The 21828-nt window shown below is 64.7% G+C and carries 19 protein-coding genes; 9 read left to right on the top strand and 10 right to left on the bottom strand.

The window, feature by feature from the left end; all coding sequences use genetic code 11:
* Positions 1–88: 88 nt before the first annotated feature.
* Complete coding sequence (locus MTR72_RS30585) at positions 89–799, top strand: Crp/Fnr family transcriptional regulator (RefSeq protein ID WP_280966645.1); 711 nt, start codon at positions 89–91, stop codon at positions 797–799.
* A gap of 69 nt (positions 800–868) precedes the next feature.
* Here the strand turns inward: MTR72_RS30585 and MTR72_RS30580 are convergent, their stop codons facing one another.
* Positions 869–1066, bottom strand: coding sequence for a DUF1858 domain-containing protein (locus MTR72_RS30580; RefSeq protein WP_270162734.1), 198 nt, complete (start codon positions 1064–1066; stop codon positions 869–871).
* Positions 1067–1296: 230 nt separating this feature from the next.
* Positions 1297–2649: an oxygen-independent coproporphyrinogen III oxidase gene (gene hemN / locus MTR72_RS30575; protein WP_280966646.1), complete on the bottom strand. Its 1353-nt coding sequence runs from the start codon at positions 2647–2649 to the stop codon at positions 1297–1299.
* A 164-nt stretch (positions 2650–2813) separates the two neighbouring features.
* Between hemN and MTR72_RS30570 the strand changes: the two genes are divergently transcribed.
* The 3 genes from MTR72_RS30570 (at position 2814) to MTR72_RS30560 (ending at position 5291) form a co-directional block, all read left to right on the top strand.
* Positions 2814–3020 carry a hypothetical protein gene (locus tag MTR72_RS30570; RefSeq protein WP_280966647.1) on the top strand — a complete coding sequence of 69 codons (207 nt, stop codon included), beginning with the start codon at positions 2814–2816 and terminating at the stop codon, positions 3018–3020.
* Between the two features lie 245 nt (positions 3021–3265).
* Positions 3266–4363, top strand: a complete 1098-nt coding sequence (nirK, locus tag MTR72_RS30565; RefSeq protein WP_280966648.1) for a copper-containing nitrite reductase — start codon at positions 3266–3268, stop codon at positions 4361–4363.
* Positions 4364–4412: 49 nt separating this feature from the next.
* A complete protein-coding gene (locus MTR72_RS30560) occupies positions 4413–5291 on the top strand; it encodes an SUMF1/EgtB/PvdO family nonheme iron enzyme (protein ID WP_341511661.1) in 879 nt (292 codons plus the stop codon).
* A 270-nt stretch (positions 5292–5561) separates the two neighbouring features.
* Here MTR72_RS30560 and MTR72_RS30555 read toward each other — a convergent pair whose 3' ends face one another.
* Genes MTR72_RS30555 through MTR72_RS30545 form a run of 3 tightly spaced genes read right to left on the bottom strand, consistent with a single transcriptional unit; the run spans position 5562 to position 7599 of the window.
* Positions 5562–6203, bottom strand: coding sequence for a GNAT family N-acetyltransferase (locus MTR72_RS30555; RefSeq protein ID WP_280966650.1), 642 nt, complete (start codon positions 6201–6203; stop codon positions 5562–5564).
* A 22-nt stretch (positions 6204–6225) separates the two neighbouring features.
* Positions 6226–6876: a 3-oxoacid CoA-transferase subunit B gene (locus tag MTR72_RS30550; protein WP_280966651.1), complete on the bottom strand. Its 651-nt coding sequence runs from the start codon at positions 6874–6876 to the stop codon at positions 6226–6228.
* Between the two features lie 15 nt (positions 6877–6891).
* A complete protein-coding gene (locus tag MTR72_RS30545; RefSeq protein ID WP_279372925.1) occupies positions 6892–7599 on the bottom strand; it encodes a CoA transferase subunit A in 708 nt (235 codons plus the stop codon).
* Between the two features lie 265 nt (positions 7600–7864).
* On the opposite strand from MTR72_RS30545, the gene MTR72_RS30540 reads away from it, so the two are divergent.
* The 4 genes from MTR72_RS30540 to MTR72_RS30525 all read left to right on the top strand — a co-directional run bounded on the left by MTR72_RS30540 (position 7865) and on the right by MTR72_RS30525 (position 13216).
* Positions 7865–9790 carry an AsmA family protein gene (locus MTR72_RS30540; RefSeq protein WP_280971125.1) on the top strand — a complete coding sequence of 642 codons (1926 nt, stop codon included), beginning with the start codon at positions 7865–7867 and terminating at the stop codon, positions 9788–9790.
* Between the two features lie 222 nt (positions 9791–10012).
* Positions 10013–11398, top strand: coding sequence for an ABC transporter substrate-binding protein (locus tag MTR72_RS30535; RefSeq protein ID WP_280966652.1), 1386 nt, complete (start codon positions 10013–10015; stop codon positions 11396–11398).
* A gap of 97 nt (positions 11399–11495) precedes the next feature.
* Positions 11496–12368: a carbohydrate ABC transporter permease gene (locus tag MTR72_RS30530; protein WP_280966653.1), complete on the top strand. Its 873-nt coding sequence runs from the start codon at positions 11496–11498 to the stop codon at positions 12366–12368.
* On the top strand, positions 12365–13216 hold the full coding sequence (locus MTR72_RS30525) for a carbohydrate ABC transporter permease (RefSeq protein WP_280966654.1): 852 nt from the start codon (positions 12365–12367) through the stop codon (positions 13214–13216). Before MTR72_RS30530 ends, MTR72_RS30525 begins: the two co-directional genes overlap by 4 nt.
* A gap of 56 nt (positions 13217–13272) precedes the next feature.
* On the opposite strand, the gene MTR72_RS30520 is transcribed toward MTR72_RS30525, so the two are convergent.
* The 5 genes from MTR72_RS30520 to MTR72_RS30500 all read right to left on the bottom strand — a co-directional run bounded on the left by MTR72_RS30520 (position 13273) and on the right by MTR72_RS30500 (position 20413).
* A complete protein-coding gene (locus MTR72_RS30520; protein WP_280966655.1) occupies positions 13273–14085 on the bottom strand; it encodes an ABC transporter permease in 813 nt (270 codons plus the stop codon).
* A 1-nt stretch (position 14086) separates the two neighbouring features.
* A complete protein-coding gene (locus tag MTR72_RS30515) occupies positions 14087–14998 on the bottom strand; it encodes an ABC transporter permease (protein ID WP_280966656.1) in 912 nt (303 codons plus the stop codon).
* On the bottom strand, positions 14995–16158 hold the full coding sequence (locus MTR72_RS30510; RefSeq protein ID WP_280966657.1) for an ABC transporter ATP-binding protein: 1164 nt from the start codon (positions 16156–16158) through the stop codon (positions 14995–14997). Before MTR72_RS30510 ends, MTR72_RS30515 begins: the two co-directional genes overlap by 4 nt.
* A 69-nt stretch (positions 16159–16227) precedes the next feature.
* Positions 16228–17688, bottom strand: a complete 1461-nt coding sequence (locus MTR72_RS30505) for a glycerol-3-phosphate dehydrogenase (protein ID WP_280966658.1) — start codon at positions 17686–17688, stop codon at positions 16228–16230.
* Between the two features lie 40 nt (positions 17689–17728).
* Positions 17729–20413, bottom strand: a complete 2685-nt coding sequence (locus tag MTR72_RS30500; RefSeq protein WP_280966659.1) for a sensor domain-containing protein — start codon at positions 20411–20413, stop codon at positions 17729–17731.
* Between the two features lie 211 nt (positions 20414–20624).
* On the opposite strand from MTR72_RS30500, the gene MTR72_RS30495 reads away from it, so the two are divergent.
* Complete coding sequence (locus tag MTR72_RS30495; RefSeq protein WP_280966660.1) at positions 20625–21728, top strand: NAD(P)/FAD-dependent oxidoreductase; 1104 nt, start codon at positions 20625–20627, stop codon at positions 21726–21728.
* Positions 21729–21828: the final 100 nt, after the last annotated feature.

Here is a 21828-nt window from a genome sequence, read left to right as displayed (position 1 = left end):
CACCCGGCCGGCCGGTTTTGCGCTATCGCAAACTGTCGGACGATTGGAGGTGCCATCACACTCCGGAACACCGCGCATTGGAGGCGGGATGGCCAAGGTCGATACGTCGCTGGTTGCACATTTGCCGCTGTTTGCGGGCTTCAAAGCCGAGGAGCTCGAGGAGATCCTTCGCGAGGCCCGCTCGGCTCGCTACCCGAAGAACAGCGCCATCTTCGAGCAGGGCGCGGACGCGCACGCTTTCTTCCTGTTGCTGCACGGCCATGTCCGTGCCGCCAAGACCACGCCGACGGGCGAACAGATCGTGGTGCGCTATGTCGCGCCCGGCGAGACTTTCGGGCTCGCAATGGCGATCGGGCTCGCGCAATATCCGGCGACCGCGACCGCCGTCGACGACAGCGTTGTGCTGATCTGGCCGACCGCCGCCTGGCCGCGGCTGGTGGAGCGGTTTCCATCGCTTGCCGGCAGCACATTGCGGACCGTCGGATCGCGCCTTCAGGAAAGCCATACCCGTATCCTGGAAATATCGACCCAGCAGGTCGAGCAGCGCGTCGCGCACGCACTGCTGCGGTTGGCAAAGCAATCGGGCAAGAAACTCGACCATGGCATCGAGATCGATTTCCCGATCAGCCGCCAGGACATCGCACAGATGACCGGCACGACGCTGCATACGGTCAGCCGCATCCTGAGCGGCTGGGAGAGCCAGGGCCTCGTCGAGAGCGGCCGCCAGCGCATCATCCTGCGCGACCCGCACAGGATCGTCGTGTTGGCGGAACGGAATCCGGACAGCGGGCCGGCGTGAGGGTTGACCTCTCCCCGCATCCACCTTTCGCTGAAGCTTCGGCGGACAAGAGCGGGGCGAGGTCTGTCCTTACGCCGGCACGCACTCGCACAGCGCAGCCAGGAACTTGTCGCGGTCGATGCCGTGCTCGCGGCAGGCATCATCAACCGTGTGGAACGTTGCGATCGGACAGCCGACACAAGCCATCCTGAAGGCAAGAAACACCCGGATCGTGTGCGGCGCCGTACGCATGATGTCATCGACCAGATCGTCGGATCGGAAAGGCATGGACAACTCCGTTCCGAAACGACGATAGCGGAGGCGGCGGAGGTATCTTTGTCGAAGCGCAAGCTGGCGGAGGCTTCTCTCCCTCTCCCCGTTCTTACGGGGAGAGGGTCGGGGTGAGGGGCTGCTTCCGCATTCACGACAAGAGCTGGGCTCGCGGAGAGTCCCCCTCACCCGGAATTCAAGCTGGCGCTTGAATTCCGACCTCTCCCCGCAAGCGGGGCGAGGTGACTTTAAACCGCCCTGCTGTGCAACTGCTTCGCTGCATCGAGATGCGCGTCGAACGCGGCGGCGACGCTGCGGACCAGGAAGCGCGCATCCCGGGCGACGGCGAGACGGTCGCCGTCGAGGCTCACGACACCGTCGGAGACCAGCGACTTCAGCCGTGGTGCCGACTTCAGCATCGCTTCGGGCGCGGCGCCGTGGCGCGCGCAGATCGCGCCAAGATCGACACCGAACTCGCACATGATGCGCTCGATGATGTCGGCGCGCAGCCGATCGTCGTCGGTGAGCCCATAGCCCCTCGCGGTGGCGAAGCGGCCGGCGGCGATGCTTTGCGAATAGGCGCCGATCTGCACCTCGTTCTGGACATAGCCCTGCGGCAGATGTCCGATCGCGCTTGCGCCGAAGCCGAGCAAGACCTCGCTTGTGTCGGTGGTGTAGCCCTGAAAATTGCGGCGCAGCGTCTGCTTCCTGAAGGCTACGGCCATGGAGTCGTCGGCCTTGGCAAAATGGTCGAGCCCGATCTGCACATAGCCGGCCTCCTTCAACGCGGTGGCGATCGCGCAGGCCTGGTCGTGGCGCGCCAGGCCATCAGGCAAGGCGCTCTCATTGATCATGCGCTGGTGCTTCTTGAAATCAGGCACATGGGCATAGCCGAACACCGAGAAGCGCTCGGGTGCGAGCGTCAGCGCGCGCCGCACGGTATCGAGGCAGGAGGCAACGGTCTGATGCGGCAGCCCGTAGATGAGATCGAAATTGATTCCCTTGATTCCGGCCCGCCTCAGCATGTTGACGACTGAAGCGGTCTGCTCGAAGCTCTGCACCCGGTTGATCGCGCGCTGCACGACCGGGTCAAAACTCTGCACCCCGAGGCTGGCGCGGTTGACGCCGGAGAGCCGTAGCGCCTCCGCCATGTCGGCAGTCAGCGTCCGCGGGTCGATCTCGACCGCGATCTCGGCCGAAGGCAGCACGAAGAACGCTGTTCGCATCGTCGCCATCAGCTCGACAAAGGCGTCCGGCGCCATGATCGTCGGCGTGCCGCCGCCGAAATGGAGATGCTCGACCTTGATGCGGCGGCCAACCTTTTCGGCCACCAGCTCGATCTCGCTGCGGAGCATGCGCTGGTAGGCAGCGATGAGACCGTCGCGACGCACGATCTGCGTGTGGCAGCCGCAATACCAGCACATCTCGCGGCAGAACGGCACGTGCAGATAGAGCGAGGCGCTGGCGTTGGTCGGAATTTCGGCCAGCCATGTCGCATAGGCGTCTGCGCCGATGGCACGCGAAAAATGTGGAGCGGTCGGATAGCTCGTGTAGCGCGGCAGATGTTCCTCGCCGTAGCTCGCTGCGAGATCGATTCTCATCTCTTACCCACTCGCAAAATGCCGCCGCAGACGGGCGCGGCAAGTTCAGGAATGCATTCAGCTAGCCCTGATTTGAGGAACTGACCTTGCGCTCGCTCAAAGTCGAACCGCCGGAATACGGCCAGTGTGACGTTCAACCACATATCCCTTTCGGAGATGACGCCATGGCGCCGTTCGCGCTCGAACTCGTTCTCTGGCTGCTCGGCCTTCGCGGTCATATCCCGCGCTTCGACGACTTCCGCCCCGTGCCGGCAGCGCCCCCGAGCGGCACCGGCCATTTGATGCGCGTGCTGGCGATCATGGTTTCGATCATCGCAGCGCTGTCGCTTGCGGTCTGGGGGACGGTCTGGTTGGCGATCCGGCTGCTCTAGCGCCCGCGCGTCCAGACATTCGCAACCGTACGCAACTGAACATGCCAACGATTTGCTGCTGGCCCGACTGATGGCGCGCTGCGTGTCGTCGTGCCGTTCGCGTTACCGATGCTGCTCGGCAAGCCTCTTAGGCATCTTCACGGAGGCGAATTCGGAAAAAGTTTGTTGCAGCGCAAATCATCTTGCGGTGATCGGCGCACACTGCATCCCGTCATCAAAACCATTTCAGATGAAGGATGCTTCCGATGTTCACCCGCAGAGCCGCATTGATCAGCGCCGCCGCGACCGCCCTGATGCTGGCAGCGCCCGCCCTCGCCGCGAACGATCTCAAGCTGCCGCGGCAGAAGGTTGAGCTGGTCGCACCGCCCTTCGTGCACGCACATGAGCAGGCCACCACGCAAGGTCCCAAGATCATGGAGTTCACGCTCACGATCCAGGAGAAGAAGGTCGTCATCGACGAGAAGGGCACCACCTTCCAAGCGATGACCTTCAACGGTTCGATGCCGGGTCCGCTGATGGTCGTGCATGAGGGCGACTATGTCGAAGTGACGCTGGTCAATCCCTCGACCAACACTATGCCGCACAACATCGACTTCCATTCCGCGACCGGGGCACTCGGTGGCGGCGCGCTCACCCTCGTCAACCCCGGCGAGCAGGTGGTGCTGCGCTGGAAGGCGACCAAGACCGGGGTGTTCGTCTATCACTGCGCCCCGGGCGGCCCGATGATCCCCTGGCACGTCGTCTCCGGCATGAACGGCGCCGTGATGGTGCTGCCGCGCGACGGTCTCAACGACGGCAAGGGCCACGCGCTGAAATACGACAAGGTCTACTACATCGGCGAGCAGGATATGTACGTGCCGCGTGACGAGAAGGGCAACTTCAAGTCCTACGAGTCGCCCGGCGAGGCCTACACCGACACCGAAGAGGTGATGAAGAAGTTGACCCCGACCCACGTGGTGTTCAACGGCAAGGTCGGCGCGCTCACCGGCAAGAATGCGTTGACCGCGAATGTCGGCGAGAACGTGTTGATCGTGCATTCGCAGGCCAACCGCGACAGCCGTCCGCATCTGATCGGCGGCCATGGCGACTATGTCTGGGAGACCGGGAAATTCTCCAACGCGCCGGAGACCGGGCTCGAGACCTGGTTCATTCGCGGCGGCTCGGCCGGCGCTGCGATGTACAGATTTCTGCAGCCCGGCGTCTACGCCTACGTCACGCACAATCTGATCGAGGCGGCCGACCTCGGTGCCACCGCGCACTTCAAGGTCGAGGGCAAGTGGAACGATGATCTGATGATGCAGGTGAAGGCGCCTGCGGACATCCCGGCTCCCAACACCAACTAGAGCATGAAGGGGCCGGCTCGCCGGCCCTTTCTTCTTTCGGGGGACCACCATGCTGCTCGCATTCAAGCTGAAACTGATGCTCGCCTGCGCCGCCGGACTCGTCGCGCCCGTGGCCGTCGCGCCCTTGGTCACGGAGGTCGCCACACCAGGCGGGTTCACGGCGCCCGCGATCGTCGAGATCGCACGGGGCCACCTCTCCTATCGCGCCGCCGGTGATTTCACGCGCGGCGGCCGGCAGGCGGAAGCGCCGCTGCGCGACGTCCGCTTTGCAAAGCCGCTCGCGATCATGCGACAGCAGGTGTCATCCGCCGACTACCAGCTCTGCGTGCGGGACGGCGCGTGCCGTGCGCTCGACCGCGGCGTCCTGGTCGCGCCCGATCGCCCCGCAGTGCAGGTGAGCTGGCACGATGCGCAAGCCTATGCCGCCTGGCTGTCGCGCAGGACCGGCACGACGTGGCGGCTGCCGAGCGACGAGGAGTGGGCCTATGCGGCGGGCAGCAGGTTCAGGGACGACGGCCTGCCCGTCGATGCGAGCGATCCGTCAAAACGCTGGATCAGCCGCTATGAGCGCGAGTCCGATCGTGACCTTTCCGACACGACGGCCTATCCGTTCGGCCGCTTCGGCGTCAATGAGCACGGCCTCGCCGATCTTTCCGGCAATGTCTGGGAGTGGACCTCGACATGCTTCGTGCGCTCGCGGGTCGACGAGAGCGGCAAGCCCGCGCGAGAGACCGTGAACTGCGGCGTGCGCGTCGTCGAAGGCGCCCACCGCGCCTACGTCACCGACTTCATCCGCGACGCCCGTGCCGGCGGCTGCGCCCAAGGCGTGCCGCCGGCCAATCTCGGCTTCCGCCTGGTGCGCGAGGAGAGGTCGTGGATCGCGGGCGTGTCGGCGCGGCTCGGCAAGGTGTGGACGGCGCGGTCGTAACGTGTCCGCGCGTTGAAGCGTGAGTTGGAGGAGTGACACAGGCGCCTCACACTCCGTCATTGCGAGCGCAGCGAAGCAATCCAGAATCTTTCCGCGGAGACAACCTGGATTGCTTCGCTGCGCTCGCAATGACGAGATCGGGGGACGTGCATGCCCCGCTCTCGGTGTCATCGCCCGCGAAAGCGGGCGATCCAGTATTGCAGAGGCGGCGACGAATACGGATAAGCCGCGGCGTGCTGGATGCCCCGGTCAAGCCGGGGCATGACAGTGTCAAATGTGGAGACCGCGCGCGAACATTCGAAAGCCCGGTGCACCGATCAAAGCCTCGAAGGCGGGATCACGCCTCTCTTCCGCGGAGACAAATCCGGCCTTGCTGTAGCATCGCTCGGCCGCGTCGTTGCCGATAAGGAACGAAATGGTTGCCCGCGCAAAGCCAGCCGCTCTGCCGGTGTCCAGTGCACGCGCAATCAGCGCCTGCACCAGGCCGCGGCCGCGATAAGCGGGATCGGTCGCGACGTACTCGATCATCCAGTCGCCCTCGCCGCCCTGCACCCAGCAACCCCGAACATAGGCGCCGCGCTGTCGGATGGCTTCGAGCTCGGACGCGGCGAGCCCGGTCGCGGCGGCAACCTCCTCGATCGCGCGCCAGGCCGCAGGTCCCGTGCCGGCCGCAGGCAGCGCGCACAGCGCGGCGGCCGGCTTGCCGTCGACTTCAGCGATGAGGAATTGTGAGACGTGCCAGATCGACACCGCACGCGCGACTGCGATGCGTGCCATGAAATCGAGGCACTGCGCTTCGGGCCACCCGAGCGCGACGTCGAACCAGCCGCGCGGCCGATAGCCGCGCTGCGCCGACAGGATGGTTCTTGCGATGAAATCGGCGTCGTCGGGACGCGCAGACCGTATCGTCATACGCGCCCCATGACCGGTTGCCTTACATATTCTTCAGCGCGACGCGGAATTCCGCCTCGGTCTTGGCCTTGACCTCGTCGAGCGAAACGCCATCGGCGAGCTCGATCAGGGCCATGCCGCCGTCGCCGTGCTTGTCGATGGTGAAGACGGCAAGATCGGTGACGACCATGTCGACGACGCGCTCGCCGGTCAGCGGCAGGTTGCACTTCTTCAGGAGCTTCGGACCGTCCTTGGCGGAATGCTCCATCACCACGACGACGCGCTTGACGCCGGCGACGAGGTCCATCGCGCCGCCCATGCCTTTCACCATCTTGCCGGGGATCATCCAGTTGGCGAGGTCGCCGTTCTGGGCCACCTGCATGGCGCCGAGGATGGAGAGATCCATGTGGCCGCCGCGGATCATGCCGAAGGAGTCCGCGCTGGAGAAATAGGCGGTCGAGGGCAGCTCGCTCACGGTCTGCTTGCCGGCGTTGATGAGGTCCGCATCGACCTCGTCCTCATACGGGAACGGACCCATGCCGAGCATGCCGTTCTCGCTCTGGAGGCTGACATCCATCCCATCCGGGATGTAGTTCGAGACCAGCGTCGGAATGCCGATGCCGAGATTGACGTAATAGCCGTCACGCAATTCCTTCGCGGCGCGCGCGGCCATCTGTTCACGGGTCCAGGCCATGTCGTTCTCCTGATCTTAAGCTGCCGGGCGCGGGCGGGTGTTGCGGAATTCGATGCGCTTCTTGGCGGTGCCGACCTCGACGATGCGCTTCACGAAAATGCCGGGCGTGTGGATGTGGTCGGGATTGAGCTCGCCGGCCGGAACCAGATGCTCGACCTCGGCCACCGTGATCTTCGCGGCGGTCGCCATCATCGGGTTAAAGTTGCGCGCGGTCTTGCGGTAGATGAGGTTGCCGGCGGTATCGCCCTTCCAGGCGTGCACGATTGCGAGGTCGGCGAACAGGCCGCGCTCCATCAGATACTTCTCGCCGTCGAACTCCTTCACTTCCTTGCCTTCGGCGATCAGCGTGCCGACGCCGGTCTTGGTGTAGAACGCCGGGATGCCCGCACCGCCCGCGCGAATGCGCTCGGCGAGCGTGCCCTGCGGATTGAATTCGAGTTCCAGCTCGCCGGCGAGGAATTGCTGGGCGAACAGCTTGTTCTCGCCGACATAGGACGAGATCATCTTCTTGATCTGCCGGGTCTCCAGCAGGCGGCTGAGCCCGATCCCGTCGACGCCGGCATTGTTGGAGACCACTGTGAGGCCCTTGACGCCGGACTCGCGGATCGCGTCCGACAGCTCCTCGGCGATGCCGCAGAGACCGAAGCCGCCGGACATGATCATCATGCCGTCTTTCAGAATGCCGTCGAGGGCCGACTTCGCGTCGGGATAGACCTTGTTCATGCAGGAAACCTTCGGCTTGGAGGCGTCGCGCGCCCTTCATTCGCGGCGATTATTAGGCGAAATGGTCCGAGGCCGTCAATCATACGGGGTTCTCCGCCCCGCCGGTGGGTGATAGAAGCTGCCCACGCCGTGGGCATAACCAGTCCGCGGCCTTGAAAGCGACAAGAAAACCCATCAAGTTGCGGGGGTTGGGCGTGGGCGCGCAGGTTACCCGGCGCACCTTTCCGGCTCCAACGACCAACCCGATCAGGATATGCCATTGACCATGGCCCAAGGAATGAAGCGCCTCGGGACGCCGATCGCGGCGCTGCTCGGCGTCGCGCTGATCGCCCTGATCGCGACCTCATGGCTCATCAACCGCGACACGCTGCGCAGGGCGGTTGAGGCACAGATCCGCGACGTCACCGGGCTCGAGCTCACTGTCGCAGGTGCGATCGATATCTCGATCCTGCCGGCAAGCTACATTTCCTTCCACGACGTCGGCCTCAAGGGCGGCGGCACCAGCGATCCCGCACTTCATGTCGACGTGCTCACCGCCAATTTGCGGCTGCTGCCCCTGCTGCTGCAACGGTTCGAGATCGCCGACCTGATGCTGCTGCGGCCGCATATCCATGTCAGCCTCAAGCCGGACGGCGAGAGCAACTGGACGCCCTTCATCCAGACCATTGCGCGCACGATGAAACCCGGCGCCGACAACCAGGTCTCGTTCTCCGAGATCAGGATCCAGGACGGCGTGCTCAATTACGAGGACGTTGCGACCCACGCCACCGAGAAGCTCGAGGACATCGACCTGTCGCTGGCCTGGCCGTCGATCTCGCGGTCCTTTGCCGCCACCGGTCAGTTCGACTGGCGCGGCGAGCGCGTCGACGGCTCGATCAGCTTCGCCGATTTCGTCGCGGCGCTCTCCGGCGATCGCTCGGGGTTGAAGGCGCGCATCGCCAGCGCCCCGCTCAAGCTCGCCTTCGACGGCAGCGTCGCCAACCGCACCAGCCCGATGATGGAGGGCACCCTCACCATCGACAGCCCGTCCTTGCGCAACGCGCTGCGCTGGACCGGCCAGCCGCAGCCCGGCAGCGGCGGCTTCGGCCGCTTCGCGCTGAAAGCGCGGGCCAATGTCGTGGGCGCCTCGATCGCGCTCACCAACGTCAATGTCGAACTCGACGGTAACGTCGCCGAGGGCGTGATGACCTACGCCAATAATGGCCGGCAGACGCTCCAGGCGACGCTGGCCGCCGACGCACTCGACTTCACGCCCTACATCTCGACCTTCCGCCTGCTGGCGAGTGGCGCGCGCGACTGGAACAGGCAGCTCTTCGATCTCAACGGCCTGTCGAGCACCGATCTCGACATGCGCCTGTCGGCCGCGCGGTTGACGGTCGGACCGTCGAAGCTCGGCCGTACCGCGATCGGCGCGAACCTGCGCAACGGCACGCTGGCGCTCTCGGTCGGCGAAGCGCAGGTCTATGGCGGCATCGCCAGAGGCTCGTTTGGGATTGCACGATCCGACACCGTCGCCGACGTCAAGGCGCAATTCCAGTTCACCGATGTCGACCTTCAGGCCTGCACCTCCGAGCTGTTCGGCATCAACAAGCTGTCCGGCCGCGGCAACATCAACGTGTCGCTCGTCGCCTCCGGTTCGAGCCCGTTCGGTCTCGCCCAGTCGCTCGACGGCACTGCCACCGTGGTCGGGCACGACGGCGCGATCTCGGGCTTCAATGCCGAGCAGCTCCTGAAGCGGCTGGAGCGGCGGCCGCTGTCTGGCGGCGGCAATTTCCGCAACGGCTCGACGCCTTATAACAATCTCACCATCGCGGTGAAGTTCGCCGACGGGATCGCCACCGCCGAGGACATCCGCGTCGAAGGACCTTCGGCCAAGATCACGCTGGCCGGTACAGCCTCGGTCCCGACGCGCGAGTACGACATGAAGGGTGTGGCGAGCCTCAACACCTCCTCCGGCTTTGAGCTGCCCTTCGTGGTGCAGGGCCCCTGGGACGATCCCCTGATCTTCCCCGACCCGGAGAGCCTGATCCGCCGCTCGCCGGCGTCGGCTCCCCTGCTCGACATGCTGAAGGAGCGCAAGACCGGCGACGCCGTTCGCTCCGCAATCGAGCGCATCACCGGCGGAAAGCACCCGGCACCGGAGGGCTCGCCCACGGCGGACAACGGCAAGGCCGGCGCCAAGTCGAACTGAAACCAAATCGAACTGAAAATGCCGATCGACCTGTCGCGATCTGATCAACGCGAAATGATCCGGGCGAATTGATGCGGCGTTTGGATCGATGCGCGGCTGACGCATCTCCACAGCCCTTCACCCCAGACCTAGGTTGGACAAGAAGCCGCTAGATCGGCTAATGCCCATGCGCTAGTGTTTTAGCTAACCGGTTAAAAGGCCGGTCGTTTGAGGGAGAAAAACGTGAGATCCAGGGTTATTGGCGCATTTTCACTCGCGGTCGCTGCGGTCGGGCTGTTTGCCGCCACCGCACCCGCCTTTGCGCAGCAGAAGACGATCACCGTTTGGTGGGGCAAGGGTTTCTATCGATCTGAAGACGACGCGCTGATCGAGGCCATCAAGAAGTTTGAAGCGAAGACCGGCATCAAGGTCGAATTGTCGCAGTACGCGATTCAGGACATGATTCCGAAGACGGTGGCCGCGCTCGATGCCGGCACCGTGCCGGATATCGCCTATTCCGACTCTTATGACGTGCAGGCGCAGGGCAAGTGGGCCTACGAGGGCAAGCTCGAGGATCTGTCCGATGTCATGGAGCCGATCAAGGACAGGTTCGCGCCGAACACGCTGGAAGCGTCGATCCTCTACAACGACGTCACCAAGAAGAAGGCCTATTACGGCTTCCCGCTGAAGCAGCAGAGCATGCACGTCCAGATCTGGGGCGACATGCTGGAGAAGGCCGGCTTCAAGCAGAGTGACATCCCGACCGACTGGACCGGCTACTGGTCGTTCTGGTGCGACAAGGTGCAGCCCGCCATCCGCAAGGCGACCAGCCAGCGCATCTACGGCGTCGGCCAGCCGATGGGCGTGGAATCGACCGATGCCTTCCAGTCGTTCTACACCTTCATGGACGCCTACCATGTCAAGCTGGTCGACGACGACGGCAAGCTGCTGGTCGACGATCCCAAGGTCCGCGACGGCCTGATCAAGGCGCTGAAGGACTACACCGACACCTACATCAAGGGCTGCACTCCGCCCTCCTCAACGACCTGGAAGGATCCGGACAACAACGTCGCCTTCCACAACAAGACGATCGTGATGACGCACAACTTCACGATCTCGATCGCGGCGAAGTGGTACGAGGACTCCCAGAATCAGGCGCTCACGCCCGAGCAGCGCGAAGCCGGCAAGAAGGCCTATGAGCAGGACATCATCACCGCGTCCTTCCCGAAGGCGCCGGATGGATCGACGATCAAGTACCGCTCGGACGTCAAAACGGGCCTGATCTTCACCGCGGCCAAGAACAAGGCCGAGGCGAAGCAGTTCCTCAGCTTCCTGCTCCAGGAAGAGAACGTCCGTCCCTACATCGAGGGCGCGCTCGGCCGCTGGTTCCCGGTGACGAAGGAAAGCCAGGCAAGCCCGTTCTGGCAGGCCGACAAGCACCGCAAGGCGGTCTATAACCAGTTCATGGGCGGCACCGCGCCGTTCGACTTCACCAAGAACTGGAAGTTCACGATCCTGAACAACGAGAACGTCTGGGCCAAGGCGATGAATCGGGTGGTGAGCGAGAAGGTGCCGGTCGACAAGGCCGTCGACGAACTGATCGCCCGCATCAAGCAGGTGGCAGGCTAAATCATCCTCACCTCTCCTTGCCTCTCGCGGGGAGAGGTGCAAGACCATCACCGGCCGCCTAGTGCGGCCGGCAGTCCGTTCTAAAGAGTTCGAAAGAATGGCGATCACGCTCTCTGGCGATCAAACGATACCTTCAGCGCCCTTGTCGTCGCGGCTGACCCCGGCGCAGGTCTGGGGCATCGTGCTGCTCGCGCCCTATCTGCTCGTCTTCCTCGCCTTTGTCGTCTATCCCGTCGGCTACGGGCTGTGGCTGGCACGCGCGCCGGAAAACTATGTCGCGCTCTACAACGACCCGATCTTCGCGCGCGCCGCGGTCAACACGCTGATCTTCCTTGTCATCGGCATCAACATCAAGATGCTGATCGCGCTGTTCCTGTCCGGCTTCTTCGCCCAGCAGCGCACCTGGATCAAATGGCTCTCGGTGATCTTCATCCTGCCCTGGGCGGTGCCGTCGATCCCGACCATCCTGTCGGTTCGCTTCATGCTCAATCCCGAGTGGGGCATGGTCAACCATTTCATCTTCACCCTCACCGGTGACGACGGCCCGAACTGGCTGAACGATCCGACGGTGGCGCTGACTATGGCGATCGCCGTCCACATCTGGAAGTCGCTGCCGTTCTGGACGCTGATCCTGATCACCGGCCGCCTTGCGATCTCGCATGACCTGTTCGAGGCCGCCGAGGTCGACGGTGCGAGCTGGTGGCAGAAATTCCGCTACATCACCTGGCCGTCGATGCAGACACTCTACGTCACCTGCACGCTGCTCTCGATGATCTGGACGCTCGGCGATTTCAACAGCGTCTACCTGCTCACCGGCGGCGGGCCGGCCGACCTGACCCACGTGCTGTCAACGCTCGGCATCCGCTATCTCCGGCTCGATCAGCTCTCGCTGGCGATGGCCTCCATCGTCTGCGCGATGCCGTTCGTGCTGCCGCTCGTGTACTTCATGATGAAACGGTTGTCGCGATGAAGCTCCCTACCTTACGCGAAGTCGCGACCGAAGCGCGGCTATTGCTGATCGGCATTCCCGTCTTCCTTTGGACGATGATCCCGATCTACCACATGTTCCTGTTCGCGATCTCACCGAAGGAGGACGCGTTCTCGGGCAAGCTGTGGCCGGATCATCCGACGCTGCACAACTTCTCGATCGTGTTCAACCAGCAGCACTATTTCCTGCGCGACTTCTATGTGCAGTTCTGGAATTCGACGCTGATCGCGGCAGCCGTCGGCGTGCTGACGCTGTTCATCGCCACCGCCGCGGCGTTCTCGATCTCGCGGCTGCGCGTGCCCGGCGGGCGCGTGGTGATGAACCTGGCGCTCTTCACTTACTTCATCCCGGCGGCGTTCCTCGCCGTGCCGATGTACCGCACCATGGGCAATTACGGCCTGCTCAACAATCACTGGTCGCTGATCCTGGCGATGGTGACGATTGCCTCGCCCTACGCGATCTGGGTGCTCAAGCAGGCCTCCGACAAGCTCCCGGTCGAGCTCGATGAAGCCGCGGTGATGGACGGTGCCACCACGCTGCAGATCTTCCGCCTGGTCTACCTGCCGCTGATGATGCCCTCGCTGGTCGCGATCGGCACCTACGCGGTGCTGCTCGCCTGGAACGAATATCTCTACGCGTTCCTGCTGCTGTCGAACGACCGCGAGATCACGCTCCCCGTCGCGCTCGGCAACTTCCTCGCCGCCGACGACTCGCCCTGGGAGCTGTTGATGACCACCGGCTTCATCTACGCGCTGCCTCCAGCCGCGATCTACTACGCCTTCCGCCGCTACATGGTTGGCGGGCTGACGGCGGGCGCGGTGAAGTCGTAGGGCATTCGCAACGTCATTCCGGGGCGCGCCCCTTGGCGCGTCCCCGGAATGACCACTTAGAGCGGCGCCGCGCTCTCGCCTTGCGAGCTCGACAATTTCGAGGCGAGCGAGGCGATGACGATGACCACCGCGATTACGCCGATCACCAGCGTGCAGATAGCGTTGATCTCGGGCTTCACGCCAAGCCGCACCTCCGAATAGATCCGGATCGGCAGCGTTGCCGAGCCGGGACCGGTGGTGAAGCTCGCGATCACGAGGTCGTCGAGCGACAGCGTGAAGGCCAGCATCCAGCCCGCGACGATCGCGGGCGCGATCAGCGGCAGGGTGACGGACACGAAGGCGCGCACCGGATCGCAGCCGAGATCCATCGCTGCCTCCTCCAGAGAGCGATCGAGCGAACCAAGGCGGGACTGCACCACCACCGCGACGAAGCACATCGTCAGCGTGGTGTGGGCGATCGTCACCGTCCAGAAGCCGCGCTCGGCGTTGAGCGCCACGAACAGCAGCAACAGCGACAGTCCGGTGATCACCTCCGGCATCACCAGCGGTGCATAGAGCATGCCGGAGAACAGGGTGCGGCCGCGAAAGCGCTCACCGCGCGATAGCGCCACCGCGGCGAGCGTTCCGAGTAGCGTGGCAATCGTCGCCGAACCGACCGCGACGCGCAGGCTCATCCACGCCGCCTCGATCATGGCGCGGTCGTTGAAGAACTCGCGGTACCAGCGCAGCGACCAGCCGCCCCACACCGTCACCAGCCGCGAGGCGTTGAAGGAATAGATGACGAGGATGAGGATCGGCAAGTAAAGGAACGCCAATCCCAGCGCGAGCGAGGCGATGTTGAAGCGGGAAAGACGGGAGGGCTTGCGCATCTCACCGCTCCTCCAACTGCCGCCGCTGCAGCCGCTCGTACAGCAACAGCGGCGCCAGCAGCACGATCAGAAGCACGATGGCCGCGGCGGAAGCGACCGGCCAGTCCTTGTTGGTGAAGAACTCGAGCCACAGTGTCTGGCCGATCATCAGCGAGTTGGAGCCGGCCAGAAGATCCGGAATGACGAACTCGCCGACGATCGGGATGAAGCACAGGAGTACACCGGCGCCGACGCCGGGCAGCGACAGCGGAAAGGTGACGAGCCAGAACACTTTTAGCGGCGGGGCGCCGAGATCGGCGGCGGCCTCCTCCAGCGCCGCCTCCATCTTGGCGAGCGTGGCATAGAGCGGCAGGATCATGAACGGCAAGTAGGAATAGACGATGCCGAGATACATCGCGCTGTCGGTGGAAAGCCACACCACGGGCTCACTGACCAGATGCAGCGCCAGCAGGATCTGATTGAGCAGGCCGTCATGCTGCAAGATGTTGATCCAGGCGTAGATGCGGATCAGGAACGAGGTCCAGAACGGCACAATCACCAGCACCATCGCCACCGCCTGCCAACGCCGCGGCAGCCGTGCCATGCCGTAGGCGACGGGATAGCCGATCAGGAGCAGGAGCGCGGTCGCGGTGGCAGCAACGGTGAGGCTGCGCACATAGGCGAACACATAGATCTCGTCGGAGACGAGCAGCTTGAAATTATCGATCGACAGCGCGGCGAACGCGGTCTTGATTGCCGTCCAGCCCGCGGTGAGGTCGAACACGGGCTCGTAAGGCGGCTGCGCGATCGCCGTCTGCGACAGGCTGATCTTCAGCACGAAGCCGAACGGGACCAGGAAGAACAGCGCCATCCAGACATAGGGCGCGATCGCGGCAAACCGCGCCGGCCGGGCGAAGATGCGGCGCGCGCTCATCGGTCGAGCACCATGCAGTCATCGGGGCTGAACCAGGCAACGACGTGCTGGTTGAGGCTATAGGCATCGACGTCGAGACGCGCTGAGTTGGTCACCGAGGACCGCACCATGCCGCCGCCGTCGAGCTTCACCTTGTAGGTGGTAGAGCCGCCGAGATAGCAGATGTCAGCGATCACGCCGTCGAGCTGGTTGATTGCCGATGCCTCGCCCACCGGGGCGCGGCGCGACAGCTTGACCTTTTCGGGGCGGATCGCCACCGACAATCTGGTGCCATCGATCGGCTCGCGCGGCTCGGCCGTCACCAGCGTGCCGGCGTCGTCGGTGGCAATGACCAGACGATGACCATCGCGCAGTTTGAGCTCGCCGCCGAACAGGTTGATGTCGCCGACGAACTCCGCGATCCAGCGGGAGCGCGGAGTCTCGTAGAGCTCGCGCGGGCCTGCAACCTGATCGAGCCGGCCGGCATTCATCACGCCGATCCGGCTCGCCATCGTCATCGCCTCCTCCTGGTCGTGGGTGACGATGATGAAGGTCATGCCGAGCCGGCGCTGGAGCTCCATCAATTCGCCTTGCGTACTCTCGCGCAGCTTCTTGTCGAGCGCGGCGAGCGGCTCGTCGAGCAGCAGAAGCTGCGGTCGGCGTGCCAACGCGCGCGCCAGCGCCACGCGCTGGCGTTGGCCGCCGGAGAGCTGGTCGGGCTTGCGCGCCTCCATCCCTTCGAGCTTCACCAGCGCGACCATCTCCGCCACGCGGGCGGCGATGTCGGCGCGCGCCATGCCGGCGCGCTTCAGGCCGAAGGCGATGTTGTCGCGCACGGAAAGATGCGGAAACAGCGCGTAGTTCTGGAACATCATGTTGATCGGGCGCTCGTGCGGCAGCGCCTGCGCGATGTCCTTGTCACCGAGGAGGATGCGTCCCTCGTCCGGCGCCTCGAAGCCGGCGAGCATGCGCAGCAGCGTGGTCTTGCCGCAGCCGCTGGGACCAAGCAGGGCGAAAAATTCGCCGGCCTTGATGTCGAGCGACACGCCATCCACGGCTCGGAACGTGCCGAACGTCTTGGCGACGCCCTCGATGCGCAGCAATGGCCGGCCGGCCGCCGGCTGCACCTCTCCGCTGGCCGCGACCGCCACGACTTCTGTTCCAGGCACTTCTTCAGACATGTTCCTCGCCAACCCCGATGCCGCCGCACGCTAGCGGCGGATCGGCCTTTGCTCAACCGGTTCGAAATGTCACATGGCGTTGGCCATAAACGCGGCGAGCGCGTCGCGATCGGCCGGAGGCATGGTCAGGCCGAGCTTGGAGCGACGCCACAGGATGTCGTCGGGGAAGCGCGCCCATTCGTGGCTCATCAGATAGCGCACCTCCGCAGCCGTCAGTTCGGGACCAAAGGCGAGGCCGAGTTCGTCGCGGCTCTTGGCTTCGCCAAGCACCGCCGGCAATCGCGTGCCATAGGCCGCGACCAGCCGCTGCGCCTCTGGCTCGGCAAGAAACCGCCAGCGGTCGCGCGCAATGTCGACCTCGGTGTCGAAGCGGTGCCAGGCAAAGTCTCCGCCCGGGAGCGCGGCGCCGGCCGTCCAACGTGGCGACATCGGATAGAACGGCGTCAGCTTCGTCACGGCCCGCTCGGCGCGCAGCCGCGAGGTTGTGACGTCGCCGCCGAACAACGTGATCAACGGCGCCTTGCGGCGGCGCGCGTGGAACAGCGTCGTCCCGTCGCGCCCGCGCACGGAGGCCAGCGTCAGGTTGACGCCGGAGATGGTTCGCACCACGTCGGTCGGCGTGACCCGCTCGCGAAAATAGCGGCTTACCGCCTCGCACAGATAGGTGACGTCGGCGCCTCGTATCGCCACGATTGCAGGATCGCCCGTGAAGGCGTGCGTGACCGTGCCGATCAGCGTGAACTCGCGTTCGAAGGGGCTCGCGAAGATCAGCCGCCCGTCGCTGTTCTGAAACACATAGACGTTGTCGGACTCGAACAGCCGCGGCACGACAATCTGACTCATCTGCATCGCCGCCATGGGGGGCGACGGCTGGCGCAGCACGGTCTCCGCAACGAGCGGCGTCCAGCCGCCGGAGGCATTGGCGAGCGCGCGCGCCGTGATCACCCGGCGGTTGCCGCGATCGACCACTGCGAGCCGCCAGACGTCGGTTCTATCAGCGCGCACGCAGCGCACCCCGGTCCGGATCGCAGCGCCGCGCTCGGCTGCGTCCAGTGCCGTGAGCACCACCAGCCTGGAATCATCGACCACGCAGTCCGAATAATCGAAGGCGGTGCCGAACGGACGCTTCAGCGCGTTGCCGACCGGATGGTGGGTAATGTCGAGGGTCGTCGATCGCGGCAGGCCACTGCGATCGGCAAGGCTGTCATAGAGGAACAGGCCGGCGCGCAGCAGCCAGGGCGGCCGCTCGTCGGAATGCGCGGGGATCACGAAGCGCATCGGCCGGACCAGATGCGGCGCAATGGACAGCCAGATCCTGCGTTCGGCGAGCGCCCGGCGCACGCGCCAGAAGCCCCGACGTTCCAGCACCGACAGATCGCCATGGATCAGACGCGGCGTCGCCGACGATGCGGCGCCGCCCAGATCGCCCTGCTCGAACAGGATGACGCGCAGGCCGCGGCCGGCAGCATCGCGCGCGATACTGACACCGTTGAGGCCGCCGCCGATGATCGCGAGGTCGTAATCCGCCATGAAACCGTCGAGAGGGAGCGAAGCAAGCGTCCGCCCACCACTAGCCGGTCTTGAGTGCAAGCTCCATTGTCTCGGCACGTCCGATCAGGCCGGCATACTGCTCGATCGGCTTGGGCTTGCCGAGCAGATAGCCCTGCACGCCGTCGCATCCCTCCCTGGCGAGGAATGCGAGTTGTTCGACGGTCTCGACGCCTTCGGCGATGATCGACATTTCCAGGCCGTGGCCGAGATCGATCACGGCGCGGACGATCGCCGCCGATTGCGGGTTACGTCCGAGGTTGATGACGAAGGCGCGGTCGATCTTGATCTTGTCGAACGGGAACGCCTGGAGATAGCTCAGCGAGGAGTAGCCGCTGCCGAAATCGTCCATGGAGATGCGTACGCCGAGCGCCTTCAGCCGACGTAGCAGCGCAAGGCCCCGGTCGAAATCCTCGATCAGAACACCCTCGGTGATTTCGAGCTCCAGCCGACCGGGCGCAAGGCCCGTCTCAAGCAGAATGGAATGGACGAGCCCAACCACGTCGCCGTGCATGAACTGCGCCGGCGACAGGTTGACCGCGACCTGGAGCGGCTTCGGCCATGACGCCGCCTCGCGGCAGACCTCGCGCAGGATCCATTCGCCCATCTCGACGATCAGGCCGCTTTCCTCCGCGATCGGGATGAACTCCGCCGGCGAGACCTGACCTCGCATCGGATGCTGCCATCGCGCCAGCGCCTCGAACCCGATGATCTCGGTCTCGGCGACGCTGTTGCCCGCAATGCCCTGCGGCTGGAACGCCAGCGACAGTTCTCCGTTCTTGATCGCCTTCGACAGGTCCTGGTGCAGCACGCGGCGGTCGCGGATCTGCTGGTCCATCTCGGGCTGGTAGAGGCTGATCGAGCCGCGCGACTTCTGCTTGGCACGGAATAGCGCCGCGCCGGCGTTGGCGAGCAGCGAGGCGCCGTCCGCGCCATTGTGCGGGAAGATCGACATGCCGGTGGTGACACCGGCGCGGACCGCGCGGCCGTCGATGTGGAATTCCTGGGCCAAGGCGTCGCCGAGCTGCCGGGCCAGCGCAAGCCCGGTGTCCGGCTGCTTGCCGTCGATGATCAGGCCGAACTCGTCGCCGGACAGGCGCGCCACCACGCCGCCGCGCGCGGCATCCTGGAGCCGCTGGGCCACCTCGACCAGGAGCTTGTCGCCGACAGCATGGCCAAAGACGTCGTTGACCTCTTTCAGCCCGTCGAGGTCGATGCAAAGCACGGCGAACTCCTCGCCAGTGCCCTCACAGGCCTCGATCATCTGGGTCAGCGCCTGAAGGAACGCGGCGCGGTTCGGCAGGTCGGTGAGGCCGTCGTGATAGGCCATATGCGCCATCCGCGACTCGGTCTGGCGGCGGTCGGTGACGTCCTCGTGGGTCTTGATCAGATATTGCGGCTCGCCGGAATCATTGAGCACGGTGGCGCGGCGGGTCAGGAACAGCCGCAGGCCGTCCTTGGTGGAGATCGGATGCTCCTCGGTGATCATCCCGCGCTTCTTGATCGCCGCCTCGTCGCGCGCGATGATCAGCTTCGCCTCTTTGGCGTTGAAAATGTCGGCGGCGGTCAGACCCGTGGCTTCCTCGCGCTTGCGGTTGAGGATCGTTTCCGCGCTGCGATTGGCAAGCAGGTAGCGCCCGTCCTTGACCTGCTCCACGATCAGCGCCACCGGGATGTTGTCGACCACGAGGTCGAGGAATTTCTTGGCGCTCTCCAGCTCCTGCGACAGCGAGCGCCGGTCGGTGATATCCTCGAACACCACCAGCAGGAATTCCGGCTGATTGCTCTCGTTGCGGACCACGATCCGGATCGAGGCCACCATGCGCCGCGCCGCACCGCGCTCGACCTCGAACTGGTTGCGGAACTGTCCGTCGCTCGCTTCGAGCGCCGCCCGGTCGGTGGCCTCGATGGTGGCCGCCGAGGCGGGCGCGAACAGCTCGCTCGCATTCTTGCCGACGACCTGGTCCCGCGAGAAGCCCCAGAACCGCTCATAGGCGCTGTTCGCGAAGATGTAGCGGCCGTCCTCGATGTTCTTCGCGGCCACGCAGGCGGGCACGTTGTCCAGCACTGTTTCCAGGAACTGCTTGGTGGACGCGAGTTGCCGCGACAGCTTGCGCTGCTCGCTGACGTCGAGATGCGTAGCCACCGAGCCGCCGTTCGGAAGCACGAAGTACTTCACGAGGATGGCGCGCCCGTCCGGCAATTCGGTGATCAGGCCGTTCGGGCTGGACGCATTCTCATAGAACTCGTCGTCGGAAACACCGAGGACCCCGCGGTCGCGCCGCAGCTTGAGAATGTCGTTCCCGGTCATGTTGGCCCAGAGGTCCGAGCGCGATAGGCCGTAGATATCGAGGTAGCGGTCGTTGCAGAACATGATGCGCTGCTGCGCATCCGTCATCACCACGCCCTGGTTGAGATTGTTCATGGCGGAGGAGACGAACGCGTTACGGCGCAACTGCGACCGCTTGGCCCGGCGCAACGCCGAATGGATCCATAGTGCGATCGCGGCCAGGAAGGTGCAGACGGCAATGCCCCCGATCAGGGCCTCCCAGACCACACTGGGATCGAGCCTGCCGATATAGCTCGGCGGAGCGAATTGGTCGGACAGTGCAAAAGCGCGTGCAGGCGCAGCCGCGCAGGCCAGGCACACCGCGGCCTGCACAGGAATCAGTATCGTGCTGCCCGCGTGCCAGTTCTTGTCAGCCATCAGCCACCCGCGATTTCCACTGCGGATTGTCTGGCTTCACGGGTTTGGATCGGGTAAACGCCTGTACGCGCGACAGAAAAATGTGACGTGAAATACGGCAATTGCCCTGACATGATAAATGCTTCCTTAACGGAAGGCGGCCTTGTGGCCCGTTTTCCAGGCAAACAGGCCCTCGCGCCATCGGCGTTTCCAGCAAAAGCTCTGCACTTCCATGGATAGGGTCGACTGCGTCGTCATCGGAGCGGGCGTCGTCGGGCTCGCGGTCGCCCGACGGCTCGCCCAGGCCGGGCGCGAGGTGATCGTGCTCGAGGAAGCGGAGGCCATCGGCACCGTCACGTCCTCGCGCAACAGCGAGGTTATCCATGCCGGCATCTACTACCGCGCCGGGAGCTGGATGGCCCGCATGTGCGTCAGCGGCAAGCACGCGCTCTACCGTTACTGCGCCGAGCGCGGCATCCCGCACAAAAACTGCGGCAAGCTGATCGTTGCGACCACTCCGAAAGAGACCGAGAAGCTGCAATCGATCAAGGCCCACGCCGAAGCCAACGGCGTCCTCGACATGCAGTTGCTCGCGGGCGAGGCCGCCCGCGCACTTGAGCCGGCGCTCGCTTGCGATGCCGCGCTGCTCTCGCCTTCGACGGGCATCATCGACAGCCACGCCTACATGCTCTCGCTGCGGGGCGAGGCCGAGGCGGCCGGCGCGGCCTTTGCGTTTCACACGCCGCTGATCCGGGCCAAGGCCTCGGGCGGTGTCATCGAGATCGATGCCGGCGGCGACGCTCCGATGACGCTGCAATGCGCCTTGCTCGTCAACGCCGCCGGCCTCGCGGCGACCACAGTTGCGCGCCACATTGACGGAATGCCGCTGGAACGGATTCCGCCGGCCTATCTCGCCAAGGGAAATTACTTTAGCTGCAGCGCCAGGGCGCCGTTCTCGCACCTGATCTATCCGGTGCCCGAGCCAGGCGGACTCGGCGTGCATCTGACGCTGGACATGGCAGGCCAGGCGCGGTTCGGTCCGGACGTCGAATGGATCGAGACGGTCGACTACGCGGTCGACCCGTCGCGCGCCGAGCGCTTCTATCCGGCCATTCGCGAATACTGGCCGACGCTGCCTGACGGCGCGTTGATGCCGAGCTATTCAGGCATCCGTCCGAAGATCGTGCCGCCGGCGGTCGCCACGCAGGATTTCCTGATGCAGGGCCCGCGCGATCATGGCGTCGAGGGCCTGATCAATCTGTTCGGCATCGAATCGCCGGGATTGACGTCATCGCTTGCGATCGCGGATCACGTCGCCGCACTCGCAGGAATCTAAATCGCGCGCAATGATGATTGCGCGGTGGTCCTCACCGCAGGGACGAGCGCAACCGCGCTCATCCCTGCATGAAGGGATACGGTCAACTCTACGCTGTGTA

Origin of the sequence: Bradyrhizobium sp. ISRA442, assembly GCF_038085055.1 — a bacterium.
Taxonomy (GTDB): domain Bacteria; phylum Pseudomonadota; class Alphaproteobacteria; order Rhizobiales; family Xanthobacteraceae; genus Bradyrhizobium.
This window is presented reverse-complemented; position numbering and strand designations above follow the sequence as displayed.

Excerpts from the sequence above, each read along its gene's own strand:
- MTR72_RS30500 (WP_280966659.1), bottom strand. The coding sequence starts at position 20,413 with ATGGCTGACAAGAACTGGCACGCGGGCAGCACGATACTGATTCCTGTG.
- MTR72_RS30560 (WP_341511661.1), top strand. The coding sequence starts at position 4,413 with ATGCTGCTCGCATTCAAGCTGAAACTGATGCTCGCCTGCGCCGCCGGA.
- MTR72_RS30520 (WP_280966655.1), bottom strand. The coding sequence starts at position 14,085 with ATGCGCAAGCCCTCCCGTCTTTCCCGCTTCAACATCGCCTCGCTCGCG.
- MTR72_RS30585 (WP_280966645.1), top strand. The coding sequence starts at position 89 with ATGGCCAAGGTCGATACGTCGCTGGTTGCACATTTGCCGCTGTTTGCG.
- MTR72_RS30525 (WP_280966654.1), top strand. The coding sequence starts at position 12,365 with ATGAAGCTCCCTACCTTACGCGAAGTCGCGACCGAAGCGCGGCTATTG.
- MTR72_RS30580 (WP_270162734.1), bottom strand. The coding sequence starts at position 1,066 with ATGCCTTTCCGATCCGACGATCTGGTCGATGACATCATGCGTACGGCG.
- MTR72_RS30540 (WP_280971125.1), top strand. The coding sequence starts at position 7,865 with ATGGCCCAAGGAATGAAGCGCCTCGGGACGCCGATCGCGGCGCTGCTC.
- MTR72_RS30530 (WP_280966653.1), top strand. The coding sequence starts at position 11,496 with ATGGCGATCACGCTCTCTGGCGATCAAACGATACCTTCAGCGCCCTTG.
- nirK (WP_280966648.1), top strand. The coding sequence starts at position 3,266 with ATGTTCACCCGCAGAGCCGCATTGATCAGCGCCGCCGCGACCGCCCTG.
- MTR72_RS30505 (WP_280966658.1), bottom strand. The coding sequence starts at position 17,688 with ATGGCGGATTACGACCTCGCGATCATCGGCGGCGGCCTCAACGGTGTC.
- MTR72_RS30555 (WP_280966650.1), bottom strand. The coding sequence starts at position 6,203 with ATGACGATACGGTCTGCGCGTCCCGACGACGCCGATTTCATCGCAAGA.
- hemN (WP_280966646.1), bottom strand. The coding sequence starts at position 2,649 with ATGAGAATCGATCTCGCAGCGAGCTACGGCGAGGAACATCTGCCGCGC.
- MTR72_RS30515 (WP_280966656.1), bottom strand. The coding sequence starts at position 14,998 with ATGAGCGCGCGCCGCATCTTCGCCCGGCCGGCGCGGTTTGCCGCGATC.
- MTR72_RS30550 (WP_280966651.1), bottom strand. The coding sequence starts at position 6,876 with ATGGCCTGGACCCGTGAACAGATGGCCGCGCGCGCCGCGAAGGAATTG.
- MTR72_RS30510 (WP_280966657.1), bottom strand. The coding sequence starts at position 16,158 with ATGTCTGAAGAAGTGCCTGGAACAGAAGTCGTGGCGGTCGCGGCCAGC.
- MTR72_RS30545 (WP_279372925.1), bottom strand. The coding sequence starts at position 7,599 with ATGAACAAGGTCTATCCCGACGCGAAGTCGGCCCTCGACGGCATTCTG.
- MTR72_RS30570 (WP_280966647.1), top strand. The coding sequence starts at position 2,814 with ATGGCGCCGTTCGCGCTCGAACTCGTTCTCTGGCTGCTCGGCCTTCGC.
- MTR72_RS30495 (WP_280966660.1), top strand. The coding sequence starts at position 20,625 with ATGGATAGGGTCGACTGCGTCGTCATCGGAGCGGGCGTCGTCGGGCTC.